General features: G+C 67.1%; 17 protein-coding genes. 7 read left to right on the top strand and 10 right to left on the bottom strand.

Annotated elements, in window-relative coordinates; translation table 11 throughout:
* Positions 1-34: 34 nt before the first annotated feature.
* From OG587_RS46720 to sodN, 3 genes are all read right to left on the bottom strand, one after another.
* A complete protein-coding gene (locus OG587_RS46720; protein WP_030924834.1) occupies positions 35-835 on the bottom strand; it encodes an RNA polymerase sigma factor SigF in 801 nt (266 codons plus the stop codon).
* Entirely contained in the window at positions 832-1,257 is a 426-nt protein-coding gene (locus OG587_RS46715; RefSeq protein WP_030924831.1) for an anti-sigma factor, read from the bottom strand. The genes OG587_RS46720 and OG587_RS46715 overlap by 4 nt, the downstream gene beginning before the upstream one ends.
* A gap of 344 nt (positions 1,258-1,601) precedes the next feature.
* On the bottom strand, positions 1,602-2,003 hold the full coding sequence (gene sodN / locus OG587_RS46710) for a superoxide dismutase, Ni (RefSeq protein ID WP_329085573.1): 402 nt from the start codon (positions 2,001-2,003) through the stop codon (positions 1,602-1,604).
* 90 nt (positions 2,004-2,093) lie between these two features.
* Here sodN and OG587_RS46705 point away from each other — a divergent pair, with 90 nt between their 5' ends.
* Positions 2,094-2,396, top strand: a complete 303-nt coding sequence (locus OG587_RS46705; protein ID WP_329085571.1) for a S24 family peptidase — start codon at positions 2,094-2,096, stop codon at positions 2,394-2,396.
* A 101-nt stretch (positions 2,397-2,497) separates the two neighbouring features.
* Here OG587_RS46705 and OG587_RS46700 read toward each other — a convergent pair whose 3' ends face one another.
* Entirely contained in the window at positions 2,498-3,028 is a 531-nt protein-coding gene (locus tag OG587_RS46700) for a CGNR zinc finger domain-containing protein (protein WP_329085569.1), read from the bottom strand.
* A 278-nt stretch (positions 3,029-3,306) separates the two neighbouring features.
* On the opposite strand from OG587_RS46700, the gene OG587_RS46695 reads away from it, so the two are divergent.
* Both OG587_RS46695 and OG587_RS46690 read left to right on the top strand, forming a co-directional pair.
* Complete coding sequence (locus OG587_RS46695) at positions 3,307-4,500, top strand: NAD(P)-dependent malic enzyme (RefSeq protein ID WP_329094231.1); 1,194 nt, start codon at positions 3,307-3,309, stop codon at positions 4,498-4,500.
* Between the two features lie 359 nt (positions 4,501-4,859).
* Positions 4,860-6,218: a hypothetical protein gene (locus OG587_RS46690; RefSeq protein ID WP_329085567.1), complete on the top strand. Its 1,359-nt coding sequence runs from the start codon at positions 4,860-4,862 to the stop codon at positions 6,216-6,218.
* Between the two features lie 170 nt (positions 6,219-6,388).
* Here the strand turns inward: OG587_RS46690 and OG587_RS46685 are convergent, their stop codons facing one another.
* From OG587_RS46685 to OG587_RS46670, 4 genes are all read right to left on the bottom strand, one after another.
* Positions 6,389-7,936 (bottom strand): hypothetical protein, encoded by a 1,548-nt coding sequence (locus tag OG587_RS46685; RefSeq protein ID WP_329085565.1) that lies wholly within the window; start codon positions 7,934-7,936, stop codon positions 6,389-6,391.
* 876 nt (positions 7,937-8,812) lie between these two features.
* Complete coding sequence (locus OG587_RS46680; protein WP_329085564.1) at positions 8,813-10,345, bottom strand: hypothetical protein; 1,533 nt, start codon at positions 10,343-10,345, stop codon at positions 8,813-8,815.
* 502 nt (positions 10,346-10,847) lie between these two features.
* Entirely contained in the window at positions 10,848-12,008 is a 1,161-nt protein-coding gene (locus OG587_RS46675; protein ID WP_329085562.1) for a trypsin-like serine peptidase, read from the bottom strand.
* A gap of 129 nt (positions 12,009-12,137) precedes the next feature.
* A complete protein-coding gene (locus OG587_RS46670; RefSeq protein WP_329085559.1) occupies positions 12,138-12,881 on the bottom strand; it encodes a trypsin-like serine peptidase in 744 nt (247 codons plus the stop codon).
* On the opposite strand from OG587_RS46670, the gene OG587_RS46665 reads away from it, so the two are divergent.
* Positions 12,868-13,383, top strand: coding sequence for a hypothetical protein (locus OG587_RS46665; RefSeq protein ID WP_329085558.1), 516 nt, complete (start codon positions 12,868-12,870; stop codon positions 13,381-13,383). The genes OG587_RS46670 and OG587_RS46665 overlap by 14 nt on opposite strands.
* Positions 13,384-13,551: 168 nt before the next feature.
* Here OG587_RS46665 and OG587_RS46660 read toward each other — a convergent pair whose 3' ends face one another.
* Entirely contained in the window at positions 13,552-15,111 is a 1,560-nt protein-coding gene (locus OG587_RS46660) for a hypothetical protein (protein ID WP_329085556.1), read from the bottom strand.
* A gap of 64 nt (positions 15,112-15,175) precedes the next feature.
* Between OG587_RS46660 and OG587_RS46655 the strand changes: the two genes are divergently transcribed.
* The gene (locus OG587_RS46655) at positions 15,176-15,337 is read left to right on the top strand and encodes a hypothetical protein (RefSeq protein WP_329085555.1); all 162 of its coding nucleotides are present in this window, start codon (positions 15,176-15,178) and stop codon (positions 15,335-15,337) included.
* Positions 15,338-15,430: 93 nt separating this feature from the next.
* Positions 15,431-16,075 (top strand): SSI family serine proteinase inhibitor, encoded by a 645-nt coding sequence (locus OG587_RS46650; RefSeq protein WP_329085553.1) that lies wholly within the window; start codon positions 15,431-15,433, stop codon positions 16,073-16,075.
* 100 nt (positions 16,076-16,175) lie between these two features.
* Here OG587_RS46650 and OG587_RS46645 read toward each other — a convergent pair whose 3' ends face one another.
* On the bottom strand, positions 16,176-17,291 hold the full coding sequence (locus tag OG587_RS46645) for a trypsin-like serine peptidase (RefSeq protein ID WP_329085551.1): 1,116 nt from the start codon (positions 17,289-17,291) through the stop codon (positions 16,176-16,178).
* A gap of 487 nt (positions 17,292-17,778) precedes the next feature.
* On the opposite strand from OG587_RS46645, the gene OG587_RS46640 reads away from it, so the two are divergent.
* Positions 17,779-18,660 (top strand): hypothetical protein, encoded by an 882-nt coding sequence (locus OG587_RS46640; protein ID WP_329085550.1) that lies wholly within the window; start codon positions 17,779-17,781, stop codon positions 18,658-18,660.
* Positions 18,661-18,677 lie beyond the last annotated feature (17 nt).

Genomic DNA, 18,677 nt, shown 5'->3' with positions numbered 1-18,677 from the left:
ACGCCTTCTAACGGGGACCAGGACCAGCCGTCCGCTAGTCGTCGACGGTCAGGCCCTCGCGGAGCTGGGCGAGGGTCCTGGCGAGCAACCGGGACACGTGCATCTGTGAGATGCCGAGCTCGGTGGCGATCTGGGACTGTGTCATGTTGCCGAAGAAACGCAGCAACAGGATCCGCTTCTCCCGCGGGGGCAGCCGCTCCAGCAGGGGTTTGAGCGACTCGCGGTATTCGACGCCCTCCAGGGAGTCGTCCACGATCCCGAGGGAGTCGGCCACCGCCGGTGCGTCATCGTCACCGGAGTCGGGCGCGTCGAGGGAGACCGTGGAGTAGGCGTTGGCCGACTCCAGCCCTTCGAGCACCTCCTCCTCGCTCATCTTCAAGAACGTGGCCAGCTCGGCCACGGTCGGCGCGCGCCCCTCCCGCTGGGAGAGCTCGCTGATCGCCTTGGTGAGCGAGAGCTTGAGCTCCTGCAGCCGGCGCGGCACGCGGACCGCCCAGCCCTTGTCGCGGAAGTGGCGTTTGATCTCGCCCACGATCGTCGGGGTCGCGTAGGTGGAGAACTCCACCCCGCGGCCGAGATCGAAGCGGTCGATCGACTTGATCAGCCCGATGGTCGCGACCTGTGTGAGGTCGTCCAGCCACTCGCCCCGGTTACGGAACCGGCGGGCGAGGTATTCGACGAGGGGGAGGTGGAGCTCGACGAGCTCGTCACGGATGCGCTGACGCCGCGGGTCGTCGGAGGTCAACTCCACCAGTTCCGCGAAGAGCAGGCGCGCACGCACCCGGTCGGGCACCGCGTGGTCGCTGGCGGCCATGGCACGAGTCCTTTCCGTCACGCCGGCCTCGCCGCGCCTCGGCGCTTGCGGAGGACGATCGCCATACGGTCGGGGGAGTCGGTTACGGCATCCACATCATCGGCCAGGGCGGTGAGCACCATCCACGCGAAGTCGTCGCGCTTCGGGGGTGTGCTCCCCACTGTGCTGACCTCGACCCGCACTTTCATCAGCTGCCCGGTGAGCTCGAACTCGGCGGTCAGATCGGTGCCGGGAACGGCCTGGGTCAGCAACATCGCACACGCCTCGTCGACCGCGATCCGAAGATCCTCGATCTCGTCCAGCGTGAAGTCCAGCCGTACGGCGAGCGCGGCTGTCGCCGTACGCAGCACGGACAGATAGGCACTCGTCGCCGGCAGCCGGACGCTCACCACGTCACGGATCCCGCCCATGCCGACCGCGGGCGCCTCGGTGTGTTCGGTCACGTTCCTCCTCGCAGAGTCGCTGACTGCAACCTACAGCCCTGAGACGGTAGTTGGCCCGCTTGGACTCGCGATCGAGGCGATTTGCCACCGTCAAGAACCCCTGAAGATACGCAAAAAGGGGCACTGTACTTATGACGGCTCCGGCGCATCGCGGTCCGGCCCGTGCCGGACGGCGCCGACGCGCCGGGATCCGGCCTGTCAGGCGAGGCCGGGGCCTCACGGCCCGGACGTCGTGCCGGCGGCGGCGCGTCCTCGCGGGCCCCGATCCGGATCAAGGGAGTGTCCCGGGGACATTTCCTTGATCCGGACCACCGGTGCCCTCTCACGACATCGTTGTGAGGGTTTTAAGCGGCCTTGGTCTCCCAGAAGATCTTGGAGATGTCGTCGATCTTGCCGAGGAGCTCGTCGGCCTTGGCGACGTCGACCGTGCCCTTGCCGCCGGCCGCGCCCGCGAGCTTGGTGGCCTCCCAGAACAGCTGGTGCAGCTGCGGGTAGGTCTCCAGGTGCGGGGGCTTGAAGTAGTCGGTCCACAGCACCCACAGGTGGTGCTTGACCAGCTCGGCCCGCTCCTCCTTGATGCTGAGCGCACGGGAGCGGAACACCGGGTCCTCGTTTCCGGCGTACTTCTCCATGATGGCCTTGACGGATTCGGCCTCGATGCGGGCCTGGGCCGGGTCGTACACGCCACAGGGCAGGTCGCAGTGCGCCGAGGCGATGTGCTTGGGACGCAGAAGTCGTGCGAGCATCGGAAATCCTTCCTTGGTGCCAGGTTCAGAATGGTCCGGTTAACGACCTTACTCGTCTCCGAATGCCCGCGTGGGAGGGGGTTACGCTCCATGAGAGTCCGTGTCGCGGGAGAGTCGATGCTGCCCGCGCTGCGACCGGGCGACTGGCTCTGGGTACGGCGCGGCGCGACCGTGCGGCCCGGGGACCTGGTCGTCGCCCGGCTGCCGTCCGACCCCGCCGTGCTCATCGTCAAGCGCGCCGCGTGGGAGGAGGACGGCGGCTGGTGGCTGGAGAGCGACAACCAGCGCGCGCCCGGCCGGCGCGACAGCTGGGACTTCGGGGCGCTGCCGCTCTCGTCGATCGTCGGCAGGGTGGTGCTGCGCTACCGGCCGGGCTTCTGGCGGGCCAGGTAGGCCCCGGCCCGGGGCCCTCGCGGGCTCACCGACGGTCTTCAGGTGGGCCCGGCTGGTCTTCTGGTATGCCCGGCAGGCGGCGACCTCAGGGGCCTCGGGCTTTACTGGCCGACCTTCTGGCGGGCCCGGTAGGCGGCGACGTTGGCCCGGCTGGCGCACCGCTCCGAGCAGTAGCGGCGCGACCGGTTGGAGGAGGTGTCGAGGTAGGCCCTGCGGCAGGGCGGCGCCTGGCAGAGGCCGAGCCGGTCGACGCCGAGGTCGGTGATCATGGTGGCGAGTCCCATCACCGCGCCCACCGCGTACTGGTCGGCCATCCGGCCGCCCTCGGTGAGGTGCAGGTGCCAGCGCTCGCCGTCGTGACCGGAGATCTGCGGCTGGACCGGGTGGTGGATCAGCAGCGAGTTGAGCCGGTCGACCACCGCCTCCTCGTCGCCCGCCTCGGCGGTCTCGAACACGATCATCAGCTCCTCGCGCAGGTCGCGCAGGGCTTCCAGGTCGCTCCTGGTGATTCGGCAGCCGGGCCGGTAGCGGCCGCCCTCTTCCAGGAGCAGGCGCAGCCCTTCGAGGCCGGTCAGCCGGTCGGGGCTGTTGATCAGTAGTACGGCCAGCTCCGCGTAGGAGGTCAGGTCCATCTGGGGATCCGTCGATGTAAGAGGCGGCATGGATTTTGAGTATTACACGATGTGGTGAGGTTAACACCGGGACGGCGAAAGTGAGTGACCTCCTCCATCGGAGGCAGTCTCAACATGTGGCACAATCGAGCAACGGGTGACCCCCGTACCCCTCCAGGCGACCGTGCTCAGTGAGCAGGCCCCGAGCGGCTACCGAAGCCCGGGACAGGCTTCCTCCGGCCGCTTCCGAAGGAAATATCCGTCTGTCTGACTGAACTACAGGGGTCGCTGTGGCTGTTATGCCATCCTCCATCTCCCTCGAGGCTCTCGAGGCGCTCGATCTGGATCCGGCCTTCGCCCTGCACCGCGGGGGCAAGCTGGAGGTCCGCTCCACCGTCCCGGTCCGCGACGCCGACGACCTGGCACTCGCCTACACGCCGGGGGTGGCCAGGGTCTGCAGCGCGATCGCCGACGAGCCCGAGCTGGCCAAGGACTACACCTGGATCTCCAACGTGGTCGCCGTCGTCTCGGACGGCACCGCGGTGCTCGGCCTCGGGGACATCGGGCCCGCCGCCGCCATGCCGGTCATGGAGGGCAAGGCCCTGCTGTTCAAGCAGTTCGCGGGGGTCGACGCGGTGCCCATCTGCCTCGACTGCACCGACGTGGACGCGCTGGTCGAGACGGTCGTCCGGCTCGCCCCCTCCTTCGGGGGGATCAACCTCGAGGACATCAGCGCGCCCCGCTGCTTCGAGATCGAGTCGCGCCTCCGCGAGCTCCTCGACATCCCCGTCTTCCACGACGACCAGCACGGCACCGCGATCGTCACGCTGGCCGCGCTGAAGAACGCCGCGCGGCTGACCGGCCGCTCGCTGGGAGAGCTGCGGGTCGTGGTCGCCGGCGCCGGCGCCTCCGGGATCGCGGTCAGCAGGATCCTGCTCAACGCGGGCATCGGCGACATCGCGGTGGCCGACTCCAAGGGCCTCATCTACGAGGGCCGCGACGGGCTCAACCCGGTGAAGGAGGCCCTGGCGCGCGACAGCAACCGGGCGGGCCTGCGCGGTTCCACCGAGCAAGCGCTGGCGGGGGCCGACGTGTTCGTCGGGCTGTCGGGCTCGACGATCTCCGAGGCGGCCATCGCGTCGATGGCCTCCGGTTCGATCGTCTTCGCGCTGTCCAACCCGACGCCCGAGGTGCGGCCGGACATCGCGCGCAAGTACGCGCACGTGGTCGCGACCGGCCGCTCCGACTTCCCCAACCAGATCAACAACGTGCTGGCCTTCCCCGGCGTCTTCCGCGGGGCGCTCGACGTCCGCGCCACCACGATCACCGAGAACATGAAGGTCGCCGCCGCCGAGGCGCTGGCCGGGGTCGTCGGGGACGGCGACCTGTCGGCCGACTGCGTGATCCCCAGCCCGTTCGACGAGCGCGTCGCCCCGGCGGTCATCGCCGCCGTCTCCGCGCAGGCCCGCGCCGACGGGGTCGCCCGCCTCTAGGCCACCACCTCTCCGGCCCGCGGTCGCCGACCGGCCCCCGCTCCTCGCGGGATGGGTGATCCCGCCGTACGGCCGGAAGCGCGGCCCCGCATCCCATACCGATCGCGCTCACCAGGCCCCACGCACCAGGTCCATGCTCCAGGCCACACGCTCACCAGGCACGCGATCGCGGACGCCCCCCGCCCGACCGGCGGGGGGCGTCCGTGCTTTCCGGAAACCCCGATATTCGTCACGGATCGTGCTATAAAAAGAGCTCTCAGTTACCTATGCCGGTAAGGCGTGCATCAGGTAGTCGATGCGCGCACGGCCGGATCACGCGCGCCGTCGGCACGCGGATGGTTCTCACGGTGAGGGGAGCTATGGAACGCGAGCCCAACCGACTACTTCAGCGGCTCATCGCCGAGGCGGGCTTCACCCACAAGGGGCTGGCCCGTCGGCTCAACGATCTCGGCGCGGCTCGCGGCCTGTCCGGTCTGAGATACGACCACAGTTCCGTGCTGCGCTGGCTCGCGGGCCAGCGGCCGAGAGACCCGGTCACGGGGCTGCTCGCCGAGATCTTCGCGCTTCGGCTCGGCAGGGCGGTGAGTCCCGAGGATCTCGGCCTGCCGGCCGTCCTGACGCCTCTCGACCTCGGGCAGGAGTTCAACCACACGTGGCAGGAGGGAATCTCGACCGTGACAGCACTGTGGCGCGGGGACGTGGAGAGACGAAGGTTCTTACTCGACTCCACCTTCGCGATCGGGGCCGGGTCCGCCGGAGCGCTGCGCTGGCTGACCCTTCCGCTGGAGGGCCGCCCCGAGGGGCGGGGCACCCGGCGCGTCGGCATGGACGACATCGCGGCGATCCGGGAGGTCACCCGGTCCTTCGGCGAGCTGGACAACAGGTTCGGCGGCGGCAGGGTCCGCCCTGCTGTCGTGAAATATCTGGACACGGCGGTCGCGCCGCTCCTCGGTGACGGCTCGTACGCCGAGAACACGGGCAAGGCGCTGGCCTCGGCCGCGGCCGAGCTGACCCGGCTGGCCGGGTGGATGGCCTACGACCTGGAGCAGCACGGCCTGGCCCAGCGCTACCTGATCCAGGCGCTGCGCCTGGCGCGCGGGGCGGGCGACCACGGGCTCGGCGGCGAGATCCTCGCCGGGATGAGCCACCAGGCCATATATATAGGACAACCCGCCCATGCGCTCGACCTAGCCAGGGCCGCCCAGCTCTCCGCCCGGCGGGCCGGGGTCTTCGCCCTGCTGGCGGAGACGCACGTGCTGGAGGCCCACGCGCACGCGGCACTGGACGACCGCGCGGCGTGCGCGAGCTCCCTGCACGAGGCCGAGCTGTCCTTCGACCGGCGCAGGGCCGGCCACGAGCCCGACTGGATCTCCTACTTCGACGAGGCCTACCTGTCGGCGAAGTTCGCGCACTGCTTCCGCGACCTGGGCGACGGGCCGGGTGCGGTACGGCACGCCAGGCGCTCGCTGGAGATGGACGGGCGTTACGTGCGCGGCCGGATGTTCAACCTGTCGCTGCTCTCGGCCGGGCTGCTCGCCTCGGGGGAGCTGGAGGAGGCCTGCTCCGTCGCGGTGGAGGCGCTGGCGCTGGCCAGGGGCCTGGAGTCGGCCAGGACCCGCTCCTACGTCGCGGACCTGCGACGGAGACTGGATCCCCACGCGGCCGAGCGGCCGGTGGTGGAGCTGAACGAGCGGGTCAGGGAGCTCAATCCCGCCTGAGCGCCGTCCCCCGGCTCGGGGAGTCCTCTTGGGAGAACCGAATCCGGTGGGGGATGGCCGAAGGGGCCCGGCGTGTGCCGGGCCCCTTCGGGTGAAGCTGGTGGTGCTGTGAATCTGGGTGAGTCTGAGGTTTGGACGCTCAGGCTCGGGTGATCGTCAGGGAGCTACTACTACTTGACGATCGAGCCCGACCACACCGCGGAGGCCTTGGTGTAGATGGCCGCGGTCTCGCCGTCGAAGTACGGCGTGGTGATGAGGTCGTAGCGGCCGTTCTTGTCCTGGTCACCGAAGAGGCTGGTGACACCGTTGACGTAGCCCAGACGCTTGGCGTTGCTGTACTTGGCGAGCCAGGGGCCACCGTCGGCGCCGGGGGTGAAGGAGCTCTTGAGGCCGATGTGCTCCTCAACCTTCGTGGACGCCTGGACGTAGGTCTTGCCGGTGGTCTTGCCGTAGGTCCACTTCGGCGTAACGCCGGTGTAGGCCTTGTTGCCGTCGGGGTGCGCGTCGGCCGGGTAGCCGAACACGAACACCGTCTGCTCGGGCTTCTGGTTCCAGGTGAAGCCCTGGCCGCCGACGTTGTCGCCGAGCTTGCCGACGTCCTTGATGAAGCCCTCGACGATGGCGAAGGTGTCCTTGAAGTACTTCGTGGTCTTGGTCGCCTTCACCCACTTCTCGAGGTAGTAGTGGGTGATGGTGTAGTTGCCCACGCCATCGATCTTGCGGTAGCCAGGGCCGGTGTAGGCGTCGTAAACGGCCTTGGTGACGTGCTCGGTGGCGATGTAGTCCTTGTAGCCCTGGCCGTTGCCGCTGGGGGCGGCCTCGTACTGAGCCTTGGTGACCTCGTCCTGAACCTTGACGGCCTTCAGGCCACCGGGCTTGGGCTTGCCGTCCTCGCCGAGCTCAACCCAGTCAGGACCAACGAGTTCCTGGGAGCTCTCCTCCTTGGCGTAGCAGTCGGAGGTCTCCTTCCCGTTGAAGTCCTTGCACTCCTGGTACTGGGCCGCAGTGATCTCGGTGGTCTTGACGCCCTTGGGACCGGTGAACTTGTCGTACTCGTCCTTCGTGACGACCTTGCCCTCGCCGCCGCCGATCTGGACACCGTTGTAGACGGTCACGAACGCGTAGTCGCGGTCGTAGTCCTCGTAGTTAGCGAAGTCGTAGTGGGTGTAAGCGGTCTTACCCACGTAGATGCCCCACGGGGTCTTGCCCTGGTAGTAGCCGGGGACGAAGACCCAGTTGTCGGCGACGCTGGCGTCAGCCTTGTCGTCGTAGACGCAGTGAGCGGCGGTCGAGACCAGGTTGCGGTACTTGCCCTGGATCGAGGTGGCCGAGCACCACTTCAGCTGGTTCTTGTCGTCGACGAAGAACACCTTGCCGATGGACTTCGGCAGGTTGATGTTCTTGACCTTCGCGGCGGTCTTCTTCTCTTCGCCGGTCGGGGCGACGACGCCGGGCTTGCCGTCGGGGGTGTAGCCACCGCCCGCGTTCAGCGTCGGCGTGGCCTTGGTCTCCCAGGTGTAGGGGGTCGCCTTGGCCAGGTTGTTCGTGGCGCCGTTGGCCGCGAGCCAGAACTCGGCGACGTCGACCGCGGACGGGGCGTCCTTGGCCATGGTGTCGTAGGCCCAGTCCGGAACGGCGTTGGCGGTGCCGGCCAGGCCGGCGGCCAGCAGACCGGTGGCCAGAACGGCGCCACCGGCGGGGAGGAGGATGCGCTTCAAGGGGAACTCCTTGGTCTGATGTGGAACGCTTCTTGCGTCCCATGCGTCAGTAAAGGGAATGCCAGAAACATACAGCGAAGATCTTGAACACCGGAAGCCGGTTTGTGGATCAAAGACTTCCTTGATCGCGTCGATGCCATTCTGTGATGTTTGGACTCCCGTGAAGCTGATGTTGGAGTTGGGGGGGTGCCTACATGTTTGTGCAGATAGGCGGATCCTTGTGGTTGAAGTGACGGATGTGTCGTGACTGAACCGACACAATTCGTTACCAATCACATGTGACGCAGATCACATCAATCTGATGGCACCGATTCCGATGGGGCCGCGTCTAAAGACGCCGTCGATGTGGGATCCAGGCTCTCGGATGGGCCAGACGGCAAGCGAAACGCACGTAGAAAACCGGAGTGAGCGCCCTCATGGCCTCCTTCTCACTCACCTTCCTCGCGCCTCCCGTAAGGGCTTGATCCTTTCGCTGCCGGGCGCCGGCCGCAGGAGTGGTGTTCTTCCCGGCCTGGAAGATCTGATCTCGTCTGAGAACGCGACGTGGCGGCGCGGAGGCGAGATGATCACCGCCCACGGACGCGTGAGACGTCGCGGAGGCATATCCGTGATCTTCAGCCCTGGTGCCGCCAGGGCTCCCGATTGATGACACCCCACAACTGGACGGCACCCCACAACGTCGAAGGGCCCGGCATGTGCCGGGCCCTTCGACGTCTGCGCGGAGCGGGTCGCCGCTTCCGCGACGATCCCCGGTGGGGGATGGCCGAAGGGGCCCGGCGTGTGCCGGGCCCCTTCGGGTGAAGCTGGTGGTGCTGTGAATCTGGGTGAGTCTGAGGTTTGGACGCTCAGGCTCGGGTGATCGTCAGGGAGCTACTACTACTTGACGATCGAGCCCGACCACACCGCGGAGGCCTTGGTGTAGATGGCCGCGGTCTCGCCGTCGAAGTACGGCGTGGTGATGAGGTCGTAGCGGCCGTTCTTGTCCTGGTCACCGAAGAGGCTGGTGACACCGTTGACGTAGCCCAGACGCTTGGCGTTGCTGTACTTGGCGAGCCAGGGGCCACCGTCGGCGCCGGGGGTGAAGGAGCTCTTGAGGCCGATGTGCTCCTCAACCTTCGTGGACGCCTGGACGTAGGTCTTGCCGGTGGTCTTGCCGTAGGTCCACTTCGGCGTAACGCCGGTGTAGGCCTTGTTGCCGTCGGGGTGCGCGTCGGCCGGGTAGCCGAACACGAACACCGTCTGCTCGGGCTTCTGGTTCCAGGTGAAGCCCTGGCCGCCGACGTTGTCGCCGAGCTTGCCGACGTCCTTGATGAAGCCCTCGACGATGGCGAAGGTGTCCTTGAAGTACTTCGTGGTCTTGGTCTCCTTCACCCACTTCTCGAGGTAGTAGTGGGTGATGGTGTAGTTGCCCACGCCATCGATCTTGCGGTAGCCAGGGCCGGTGTAGGCGTCGTAAACGGCCTTGGTGACGTGCTCGGTGGTGAAGTACTCCTTGTAACCCTGGCCCTGGCCGCTGGGGGCGGCGTCGTACTGGGCCTTGGTGACCTCGTCCTTCACCTTGACGGCGTGGTACCACTTGCCGTCAATCTGCTCTTTCCAGTCCGGGCCGACGAGGACCTGGGAGCTCTCCTCCTTGGCGTAGCAGTCGGAGGTCTCCTTCCCGTTGAAGTCCTTGCACTCGTCGTACTGGGCCTTGGTGATCTCGGTGGTCTTGACGCCCTTGGGACCGGTGAACTTGTCGTACTCGTCCTTCGTGACGACCTTGCCCTCGCCGCCGCCGATCTGGACACCGTTGTAGACGGTCACGAACGCGTAGTCGCGGTCGTAGTCCTCGTAGTTGGCGAAGTCGTAGTGGGTGTAAGCGGTCTTACCCACGTAGATGCCCCACGGGGTCTTGCCCTGGTAGTAGCCGGGGACGAAGACCCAGTTGTCGGCGACGCTGGCGTCAGCCTTGTCGTCGTAGACGCAGTGAGCGGCGGTCGAGACCAGGTTGCGGTACTTGCCCTGGATCGAGGTGGCCGAGCACCACTTCAGCTGGTTCTTGTCGTCGACGAAGAACACCTTGCCGATGGACTTCGGCAGGTTGATGTTCTTGACCTTCGCGGCGGTCTTCTTCTCTTCGCCGGTCGGGGCGACGACGCCGGGCTTGCCGTCGGGGGTGTAGCCACCGCCCGCGTTCAGCGTCGGCGTGGCCTTGGTCTCCCAGGTGTAGGGGGTCGCCTTGGCCAGGTTGTTCGTGGCGCCGTTGGCCGCGAGCCAGAACTCGGCGACGTCGACCGCGGACGGGGCGTCCTTGGCCATGGTGTCGTAGGCCCAGTCCGGAACGGCGTTGGCGGTGCCGGCCAGGCCGGCGGCCAGCAGACCGGTGGCCAGAACGGCGCCACCGGCGGGGAGGAGGATGCGCTTCAAGGGGAACTCCTTGGTCTGATGTGGAACGCTTCTTGCGTCCCATGCGTCAGTAAAGGGAATGCCAGAAACATACAGCGCCGATCTTGACCACCGGAAGCCGGTTCGAGAGGTAAGAGGCGGGCCTGAGGGGCCGAGACCGTTTCGTGATGTTTATGCGCCCTTGATGCTGATGTTGTGATTGAGGATGTCTCGGCTGTTTCCGCAGATAGGCATAAGTCTGGGGCGGAAGTGACTGATGTGAGGTGATTGAGTGACTGCGGTGAGTCATGACTCTTGTGTGATGCAGATCACATCAACTTGATGGCACCGATTCCGCGGCGGACACGTCTAACGCGCCCGCCTCTGACCGGACGAGCTTCCGAATCGCCCCACGAAATGCCTTCCTGGCCCCCGAGGCCGACCTCTTCGCCCCCGGAAACGGGTGCGGGGCCCGGCGCGCTACGCGCCGGGCCCCGCGGGTGGTCAAGGGGCCGGGAGAGCCCCTCGCCTCAGGATGTGCGAGTTATCTGTAGAGCTCGCCGTTCGGGCCGACGATCCTGCCGGACCACACGTTGGCGGCCTTGCGGTAGATGTCGGCGGTCTCCCCGTCGAAGTACGGCGAGGTGATGAGGTCGTAGCGGTCGTTCTGGTCCTGGTCGCCGAACAGGCTGGTGACACCGTTGACGAGGCCGAGGCGCCTGGAGCTGCTGTACTGCGAGATCCACGGCCCGCCGTCGGCGCCCGGGGTGAAGGCGCCCTTGAGGCCGACGTGCTCCTCGACCTTCTCGGCCGAAGAGACGTACTCCTTGCCCGACGTCTTGCCGTACACGTACTTGGGCGTCACGCCGCTGTAGGGCCTGTCGCCGTCGGGGTGCGGCGCGGTGGGGTAGCCGAAGACGTAGACGGTCTTGCCGGTCTTCTGGTTCCAGGTGAAGCCCTGGCCGCCGACGTTGTCACCGAGACGGCCGACATCCTTGGAGAGCAGGATGTAGTAGTGCGAGCCACGTGACCACTTGGGCCCGGTGAACCCGTTGTACTCACCCCTGGTGACCTGCTTGACCCCGTTGAAGGCGACGCCGTTGTAGACCGTGACGAAGGCGTAGTCCTTGTCGTAGTCCTCGTAGTTGGCGAAGTCGTAGTGCGTCCAGGCCGACTTGCCGACGTAGATGCCCCACGGGGTCTTGCCCTGGTAGTAGCCGGGGACGAAGACCCACTTGTCGAGGGTGTCGCTGTTGCTGCCCGGGTCGTAGACGCAGTGAGCGGCCGTCGCGACCACGTTGCGGTACTTGCCCTGGACGGAGGTGGCCGAGCACCACCGGTACTCGCCGTTGACGACGAAGAACACCTTGCCGATGGTCTTGGGCAGGTTCACGTTCTTGGCGAGTGACGGGGTGGGCTTCTCCGAGCCGGTCGGACCGACGCTGCCGGGCCTGCCGTCGGGGGAGAAGCCGCCGCCGACCTTCATCTTCGGGGCCCCGGGGTCGGGGTTGTAGACCGTCGCCTTCTTGAGGGCGGCGAAGTTCGACGCCGCCCAGAAGTCGATGACCGAGACCGCCGAGGCGTTGTTCCTGGCCATCGGGTCGGTCGCCCAGTCGGGGGCGGCCTGGGCGGTGCCGGCCAGGGTGGTGGCCAGCAGGGCGGTGGCGGCTGCGGCGCCACCGAGGGGGAGAAGAGAGTGCTTCAAAAGACGAGCTCCTTGCGCTGCAACGTTCCCGGACGTCCGGGAACTGCGGGACGACAAGCTACGAACCTATGCAGTGATCGCCGGAGCAAACCCCGCATAAGGGTCCCTTAAGCCTCTCTTAAGGCGGTGTTATGATCGGGGCGCCTGCTGGGTCGCGGCCCAGTGATAGACGACGTAGGTCGACGCGATGAAGTACGGGGAGGAGATCCTGTCGTACCTGCGGTCGGTGTTGACGTCCCAGGCGAAGCTGTTGACGCCGTTGAGGTAGCCGACGCCGTTCGCGTTGTTGTAGGAGATCAGCCAGGGGCCGCCGCTCGCGCCGTTGGTGAACCCGCAGGTCAGGGCGATTCCCTGCTCGACCAGACGGGCGGGGGCCGTCACGCTGATGGTGCGCCCGTCGCACCACTTCAGCTTCTGGCCGTCGTAGGGCCGGTAGCCGTCGGGATGCGGGGCGGCGGGATAACCGAAGGCGACCGTGGACAGGCCCTTGCCGCGGTTGGTCACCAGGCCCTGCCCGCCGACGTTGTCCTCCAGGCTTCCGACGCCCTCCATCTCGTAGGTGCCGGACGCCTTGCCGGCCTTCCACCTGAAGCCGTCGTGCACGGTGACGAACGCGTAGTCGTAGTCGTAGTCGCCCTTGCCGACGAAGTCCTCATGCAGGTTGAGGGAGTGGCCGACGTAGATCCCGTACGGGGTGTTGCCCTTGTCGTAGCCGGGGATGAAGATCCAGTATTCGGCCTGGCTGCCCGTCTTGGCGTCGTAGGCGCAGTGCCCGGCCGTCGCGACCAGGTTGCGGTTGGTCGCCGCCACCGAGGAGGCGGAGCACCAGTAGTCCTTGGTGCCGATCCGGAAGAACACCTTGCCCACGGTCACCGGCGAGCTGCTGGAGGCCGGGGGCCGCTTCTTCGGCAGGGTGGGCCTGACGACCGGGGCGGAACTCCCGGACGTGCTGGAGCTCTTCCTGCCGGTGGTCGTGGTGGTCGCGGTCTCCCTGGCGCTGGACGCCGCGGCGGCCGTGGCGCTCCCCGGTGTGGCGCTCCCTGTGGGGCCGCTGGAGGAGGGAGACGCGGAGGAGGGAGACCCGGAGGAGGGAGGGCTGCCGGGCGTGGCCGGCACGTTGTCCATGGCCTGCTTGAGCCTGGCCGGGCTCCAGTACTCCGCGATCCGCCTCATGTCGGCGCTGCTCTTGGTCAGGGTGATCGAGGTGATCCCGTTGGGAACCCCGTACAGCGGGCCGGCCGCGGCGCTCCCGGCGAACGTGGACGTCATGATCACACAGGCGGCGACCAGCCCGCCCAGTGTGGCCGTGAGCCGCCGCGCGCGGGAGGACATGGGAATCCTTTCGGGGAACCGGGAGTTTCGGGTGGCTACCTAGGGTGCAAGGGGTGATTTTTCCAGATCAACTTAGTTTTGGGCAGTTCGTTGGACCGATCCGCTCTTACTCTGTTACCTGGCCAGTGTGGCTGAAGGTGTATAAGCACCCCGTGAAGGTGGAAAAGGGCCCGGTGTGCACCGGGCCCTTCCTCGTTCACGAAGCCCGTGTCTAGGCGGGAAGCTTCCCGGTCCAGAGGTTGGCGGCGTGCTTGTAGATGCCGTACGTGTCACCGTTGAAGTACGGGGTGGTGACGCGGTCGTAGCGCTTGTTGTCGTCGCTGTCGATCGTGAGGCTCACGACACCGTTGAGGTAGCCGGTCCGCTTGCTGTTCTTGTACTGCAGCAGGAAGGGACCGCCGCTGGCGCCCGGGGTGAAGGCGCACTTGATCGCCTGGTGCTCCTCGGCCTTGTAGGCCGACACGACGGGCGCGGCGCCGGTCGTGCCGTAGCACCACTTCTGGGTGTGACCGGAGTACGGCTTGTTGCCGTCCAGGTGGGCCGAGGTCGGGTAGCCGAACGTGAAGACCTTCTTGCCCAGCTTCTGGTTCCAGCTGAAGCCCTGGCCGCCGACGTTGTCGCCGAGACGGCCGGCGTCGGCCACCGTCGAGATGTAGTGGCGGAAGATCACGTACTTCACGGACGCGGTCTTCTTGATGTACTTCACCACGAAGTAGTACGTGATGGTGTAGTTGCCCTGGGCGTCGATCTTCCGGTAGCCAAGGCCCTTGTAGGCGTCGTACTCGGTCTTGGTGACGTTCTCGACGCGGGTCTCGACCTTGGAACCGGCCTTGGGCCAGTTGGCCTGCGGCAGTTCGTTGCCCTTGAGCGTGACCTTGTCGTTCTTCAGGCCGTAGACCTCGCCGGTGACCTTCTCCCAGGTCCACTTGTCGGTCTCGGCCGCGACGGCGAGGGCGTCCTTGTACTGGGGGCCGACCTCGTCCTCGGAGGAGACGTTCTCGACCTTGCCCAGGCCGCCCTTCTGGGTCCACTTGTCGTAGGTCTCGAAGTCGACCGTGGTGGCGGCCTCACGGCCCACCCCGCCCTTGTCGACGTGCGCCTTGAAGGTCTTGTAGTCGACCTCCTTCTCGGGCTGCTGCTTGATGCCGTTGTAGACGTTGACGAAGGCGTAGTCGTAGTCGTAGTCCTCGTAGACCGTGAAGTCGTCGTGGGTGTTGACCTTGGCGCCGACGTAGATGCCCCAGGGGGCCTTGCCCTGGTAGTAGCCGGGGATGAACACGAAGTTGCCGAACGGCTTGTTCGCGTCGGTGTCGTAGACACAGTGGGCGGCGGTGGCGACCAGGTTGCGGTACTTCGACTGCACGGAGCTGCCGGAGCACCAACGCTCCTGGCCCTTGTCGTCGACGAAGAAGACCTTGCCGACGGTGATCGGGAGGTTCACGTTCCTCGACTTGCCGGCGCTCTTGTCTTCCTCGCCGGTCGGGGCGACGACGCCGGGCTTGCCGTCGGCGGCGGCCCTGGCGGCACCGGTCTTGGTCAGCCTGGCCGAGACGGTGGAGTCGGCGAGGTAGGTCGTCGCCGACTTGAGCTTCGAGGCGGTCCAGTAGCCCGCGATGGCCTTCGCGTTACCGGAGGGGGTGAGCGCCGAGGACTTGACGTCGGGGTCGGCCGTGCTCGCCTGGGCGGTGGCGGGGAGGGAGGCGCCGATCATCGCGGCGGCGGCGAGGGCGCCGCCGAGGGGAAGGACGAGGCGCTTGGCTCGGGAGTTCAATGAAGCTCCTTCTTTGTCATGGGTCACTCGGGACGCAACCCACGCATGCGTAAAGAGACAAGAGGTGACCGTACTCGGCAAAGATGGGTTAAAGAGCTATAAAACGGGCAACCAGTCGGACCGTTACATTTTTGTTATCAAATCCATGGAACCGAGAATCCTCGGCGCCCGTCTGATCTACCTTCACTTGATCGAGAAGTTCCGTGCGGGTCATGTGACCGTATGAACTGCGGAAACACCGGGGCCGGTGGTTGTCCCGAGAGTGCGACCAAGGGCAGGCTGAGCCGGGCATCCGCGTCACACGTCATCGGGGGATCTCATGCGGCGTCTTCTCTGCCTGGCCGTTGTCGGCCTCTTCCAGCTCTCGGGTACGGCCGCGGCGTCCACACCGCCGCCCCGCGATCCCGTTCCCGGGTCGCAGGAGACGCGGCCGTTTCCCCGTCCCGGCGACCGGGGGCCGCAGGTGACGGAGCCGCTCCCGCTCCATCCGGGCGAGCCCGCCCAGACCATGCCCGGACCGGTGGATCCGTTCCCCAGGGCCAGACCTCCGCGCAGCGCCAAGGCGCTCGTGCTGAGCCTCGCGCGGGGAGACAAGCCCCTGCCCGTGGCGAGCCACGCCCTGCTGCTGTGCGACCGGCCCGGCGACACCCACCCCGACGCGGTCCACGCGTGCGAGGCGCTGGCCGAGGTGCGGGGTGATCCCGCCAGGCTCAGGCCGAAGGCGGGGGTGGCGTGCACGCTGCAGTACGACCCGGTCACGGTGACCGCCATCGGGATCTGGAACAACCGGTTCATCCGGTTCGAACGCACCTACGGCAGCCCCTGCTCGCTGCGGGCCGCCACCGGCCCGGTCTTCGCCCTCGACGACGACTCCCCGAAACCGGCGAGTGGATGGAACGTTCCCGACAGGCTGGCGGCCTTTCCCGGGACGTCCCCTGGCAGGGCCCGGCGGCCGGGTTCGTAACCGGCCGCCACCCGTGTGAGGAAGGGCCCGGTCCCAGGACCGGGCCCTTCTCGTTCACTCCGGCCGGCCGAATGGCCTTACGGTCGGCCGGTGGTGCGGGTCAGCTGGTCCAGCGGTTGGCCGCGGTCTTGTAGACCTTGTAGGTGTCGCTGTTGAAGTACGGCGAGGAGATCTTGTCGTACCGGTCGTTCTTGTCGGTGTCCCAGGCGATGCTGTTGACGCCGATCAGGTAGCCGGTCCGGCTGGAGCTCTTGTACTTGTAGATCCAGGGTCCGCCGCTCGCGCCCGCGGTGAAGGCGCACTTGAAGCCGATGTGCTCCTGGACGTTGTACTTCGGCGCGGCCGGCATGGCGCCGGTCGTGCCGTAGCACCACTTCATCGTGCGGCCGGAGTAGGGCTTGTCGCCGTCGGGGTGCAGGCCGGCCGGGTAGCCGAAGGAGAAGATCGAGTTCTTGACCTTCTGGTTCCAGGCGAAGCCCTGGCCGCCGACGTTGTCGCCGAGACGGCCGACGGTCTTGATGATCGGCTTCCACTTGCCGTCCTTGTCCTTCTCCCAGTTCACCTTGAACCCGGAGTGGACGTTGACGAAGGCGTAGTCGTAGTCGTAGTCCTCCTTCACGACGAAGTCGTCGTGCGCGTTGAACCACTTGGCCGCGTAGATGCCGTAGGGGTTCTTGCCGTCCCACGCCTGGTTGCCGTCCCAGTAGGACGGGATGAAGATCCAGTTGTCGTAGAACTGGTTGGTCTTCACGTCGTAGACGCAGTGCGCGGAGGTGGCGACCACGTTGCGGTACTTGCCCTGAACTGAGCTGCCGGAGCAGTACTTCCAGCTCTTCGGGTCCGCCGGGTTGGCGCCGGGCAGGGTGAAGAAGACGCGCCCGACGGTGTTGGGCAGGTTCACCTGCTTGCTCTTGGAGGACTTGGCGCCCTCCGCGCCGATCGGCGGGACCGACCCGCCGGGGCCGTCGGGGCCCGCGGCGCTGGAGGCCTTGCCGCCCCTGACGCTCAGGTCGAGGTCGCCGGTGGCGTCCGTGGCCTTGCGCATGCGCTCGGGCGACCAGAAGGAGGTGGCCTGGTTGGCCGTCTCCGAGGCCTGGGAACTGACCACGTCCTTGGGGGCCGTACCGGCGTTGGCACCGGTGGTGGCGCCGATCACTCCGGCGATCATGAGAACGCCGGTGAGGGGGATCGTGAGGCGCCGTGCTCGGGAATTCATGAAGCTCCTTTCGTTCTCAGCGCGGAGACGGGACTTCTCCTCGCCGGGAAAACGATCGGAACGTTACTGACTGGGCCGAGCACTCGGCAGGAATTGACGGGAAAAAGTCTGAGACGGTTCCATCCGATGCTGTCTTGTTATTTAAATAGCCATTTGTTATAACTTAACGAATAAGCATTTCCGCAGCTCACATGGGTTGAGGGGCGATCTCAGAGGCATCGTCGACATCACTGGTAACAGCGATTACCGAAGGTTTCTCAAGTAACTCCGACACCTTTGGGCCATTGAGTGCGGTGACGTTCTCGGCACTGTGTGGCGGCCTTCCGCGTTTATTTTGGTCCGGGCCGCGGACGGCGGGCCGTGTGACGGCGCCTCCCCCGGGAGGCATCGATTCTGATTCGTGACGGTACTGACGCGGGTGCCGAGACCGCCGAACCCCGAAGATGGGGGCCGAGAACCGTACCTTCTGCAAGAGGCGGCCGAAGACGTGGCCGGTGGTCAGCACGACATCATCGAGGCGAGGTCCCCCGGGGGTCCGTGGCGCTGGATCGGCGCCGCCGCGCTGGCGGCGCTCGTGGCGTGGGGCCTGCTGACGGGCCGGGAGCCGGACGCGGTTCCGCCGCCGTTCCCGTCGCCGGTGCCCACGCGGGCGGGGGCCGTCGCGGAGCAGGCCCCGAACGTGCTCCACCCGCGGTTCCGCCAGGAGGGCGGAAGGGAGATCCTCGACGTGGTCTTTCCCGACGGTTCGGCGGCGGAGGTGAGCTACCCGGCGGAGGTGGGCCTGGCGAAGCTGGGGGTCCGGCCCGCGATATCGGGCCGGCTCGAGGGTGACACCGGCCCGTACCGGCAGCTGAACGTGCCGTCGGGAGGCCCGGCGGGGGTCGCCCAGGGGCGGCCGATGATCCGGCGGCTGGCCAAGGGGGTGACGCTCTGGCACCCGATGAGTCCCGCCGAGGGGGAGGTGCTGCTGTTCGCGTTCGACCCGTGGTTCGTGGCGCTGCGCGATCTCAAGGACGGCATGCCCTTCGAACAGCGCATGCTCTGGGCACGCGGTCTGAGCGGCAAAGTGACCAAGGGCGGCTACCTCGTGCTCGACGCCGAATCCCCGGTGCGGCTGGCCACGCAGGGGGAGATCCTTCGCGGTGAGCCGCTGGGGCCGCAGCTGTGGTTCGGCGGGGCGAGGGAGACCCTGCTGGTGCTGGCCCCGATCCCCGGCTGCGACGTCGCGTCGGTCGAGCTCTCCGTCATCGAGCAGCGACGCCGCTTCTCCGCCGAGACCTGCCAGGACGGCGTGTACGTCGCGGCCTCGGGGGAGCGGGGACACGTCGAGAGGACCATGGCGGGCATAACCGTGCGGCGGACGGCGTAGCGGCGGCGCGGGGGACG

The sequence above is a fragment of the Streptosporangium sp. NBC_01469 genome, from assembly GCF_036227305.1.
GTDB lineage: Bacteria > Actinomycetota > Actinomycetes > Streptosporangiales > Streptosporangiaceae > Streptosporangium.
The sequence above is the reverse complement of the archived record's forward strand: the minus strand, read 5'-3'. Positions and strand labels throughout refer to the sequence as shown.

Bases quoted from the DNA above. Each gene is read 5' to 3' on its own strand.
- sodN (WP_329085573.1), bottom strand. From the start codon at position 2,003: ATGCTCGCACGACTTCTGCGTCCCAAGCACATCGCCTCGGCGCACTGC.
- OG587_RS46705 (WP_329085571.1), top strand. From the start codon at position 2,094: ATGAGAGTCCGTGTCGCGGGAGAGTCGATGCTGCCCGCGCTGCGACCG.
- OG587_RS46700 (WP_329085569.1), bottom strand. From the start codon at position 3,028: ATGGACCTGACCTCCTACGCGGAGCTGGCCGTACTACTGATCAACAGC.
- OG587_RS46695 (WP_329094231.1), top strand. From the start codon at position 3,307: ATGCCATCCTCCATCTCCCTCGAGGCTCTCGAGGCGCTCGATCTGGAT.
- OG587_RS46690 (WP_329085567.1), top strand. From the start codon at position 4,860: ATGGAACGCGAGCCCAACCGACTACTTCAGCGGCTCATCGCCGAGGCG.
- OG587_RS46650 (WP_329085553.1), top strand. From the start codon at position 15,431: ATGCGGCGTCTTCTCTGCCTGGCCGTTGTCGGCCTCTTCCAGCTCTCG.
- OG587_RS46645 (WP_329085551.1), bottom strand. From the start codon at position 17,291: ATGAATTCCCGAGCACGGCGCCTCACGATCCCCCTCACCGGCGTTCTC.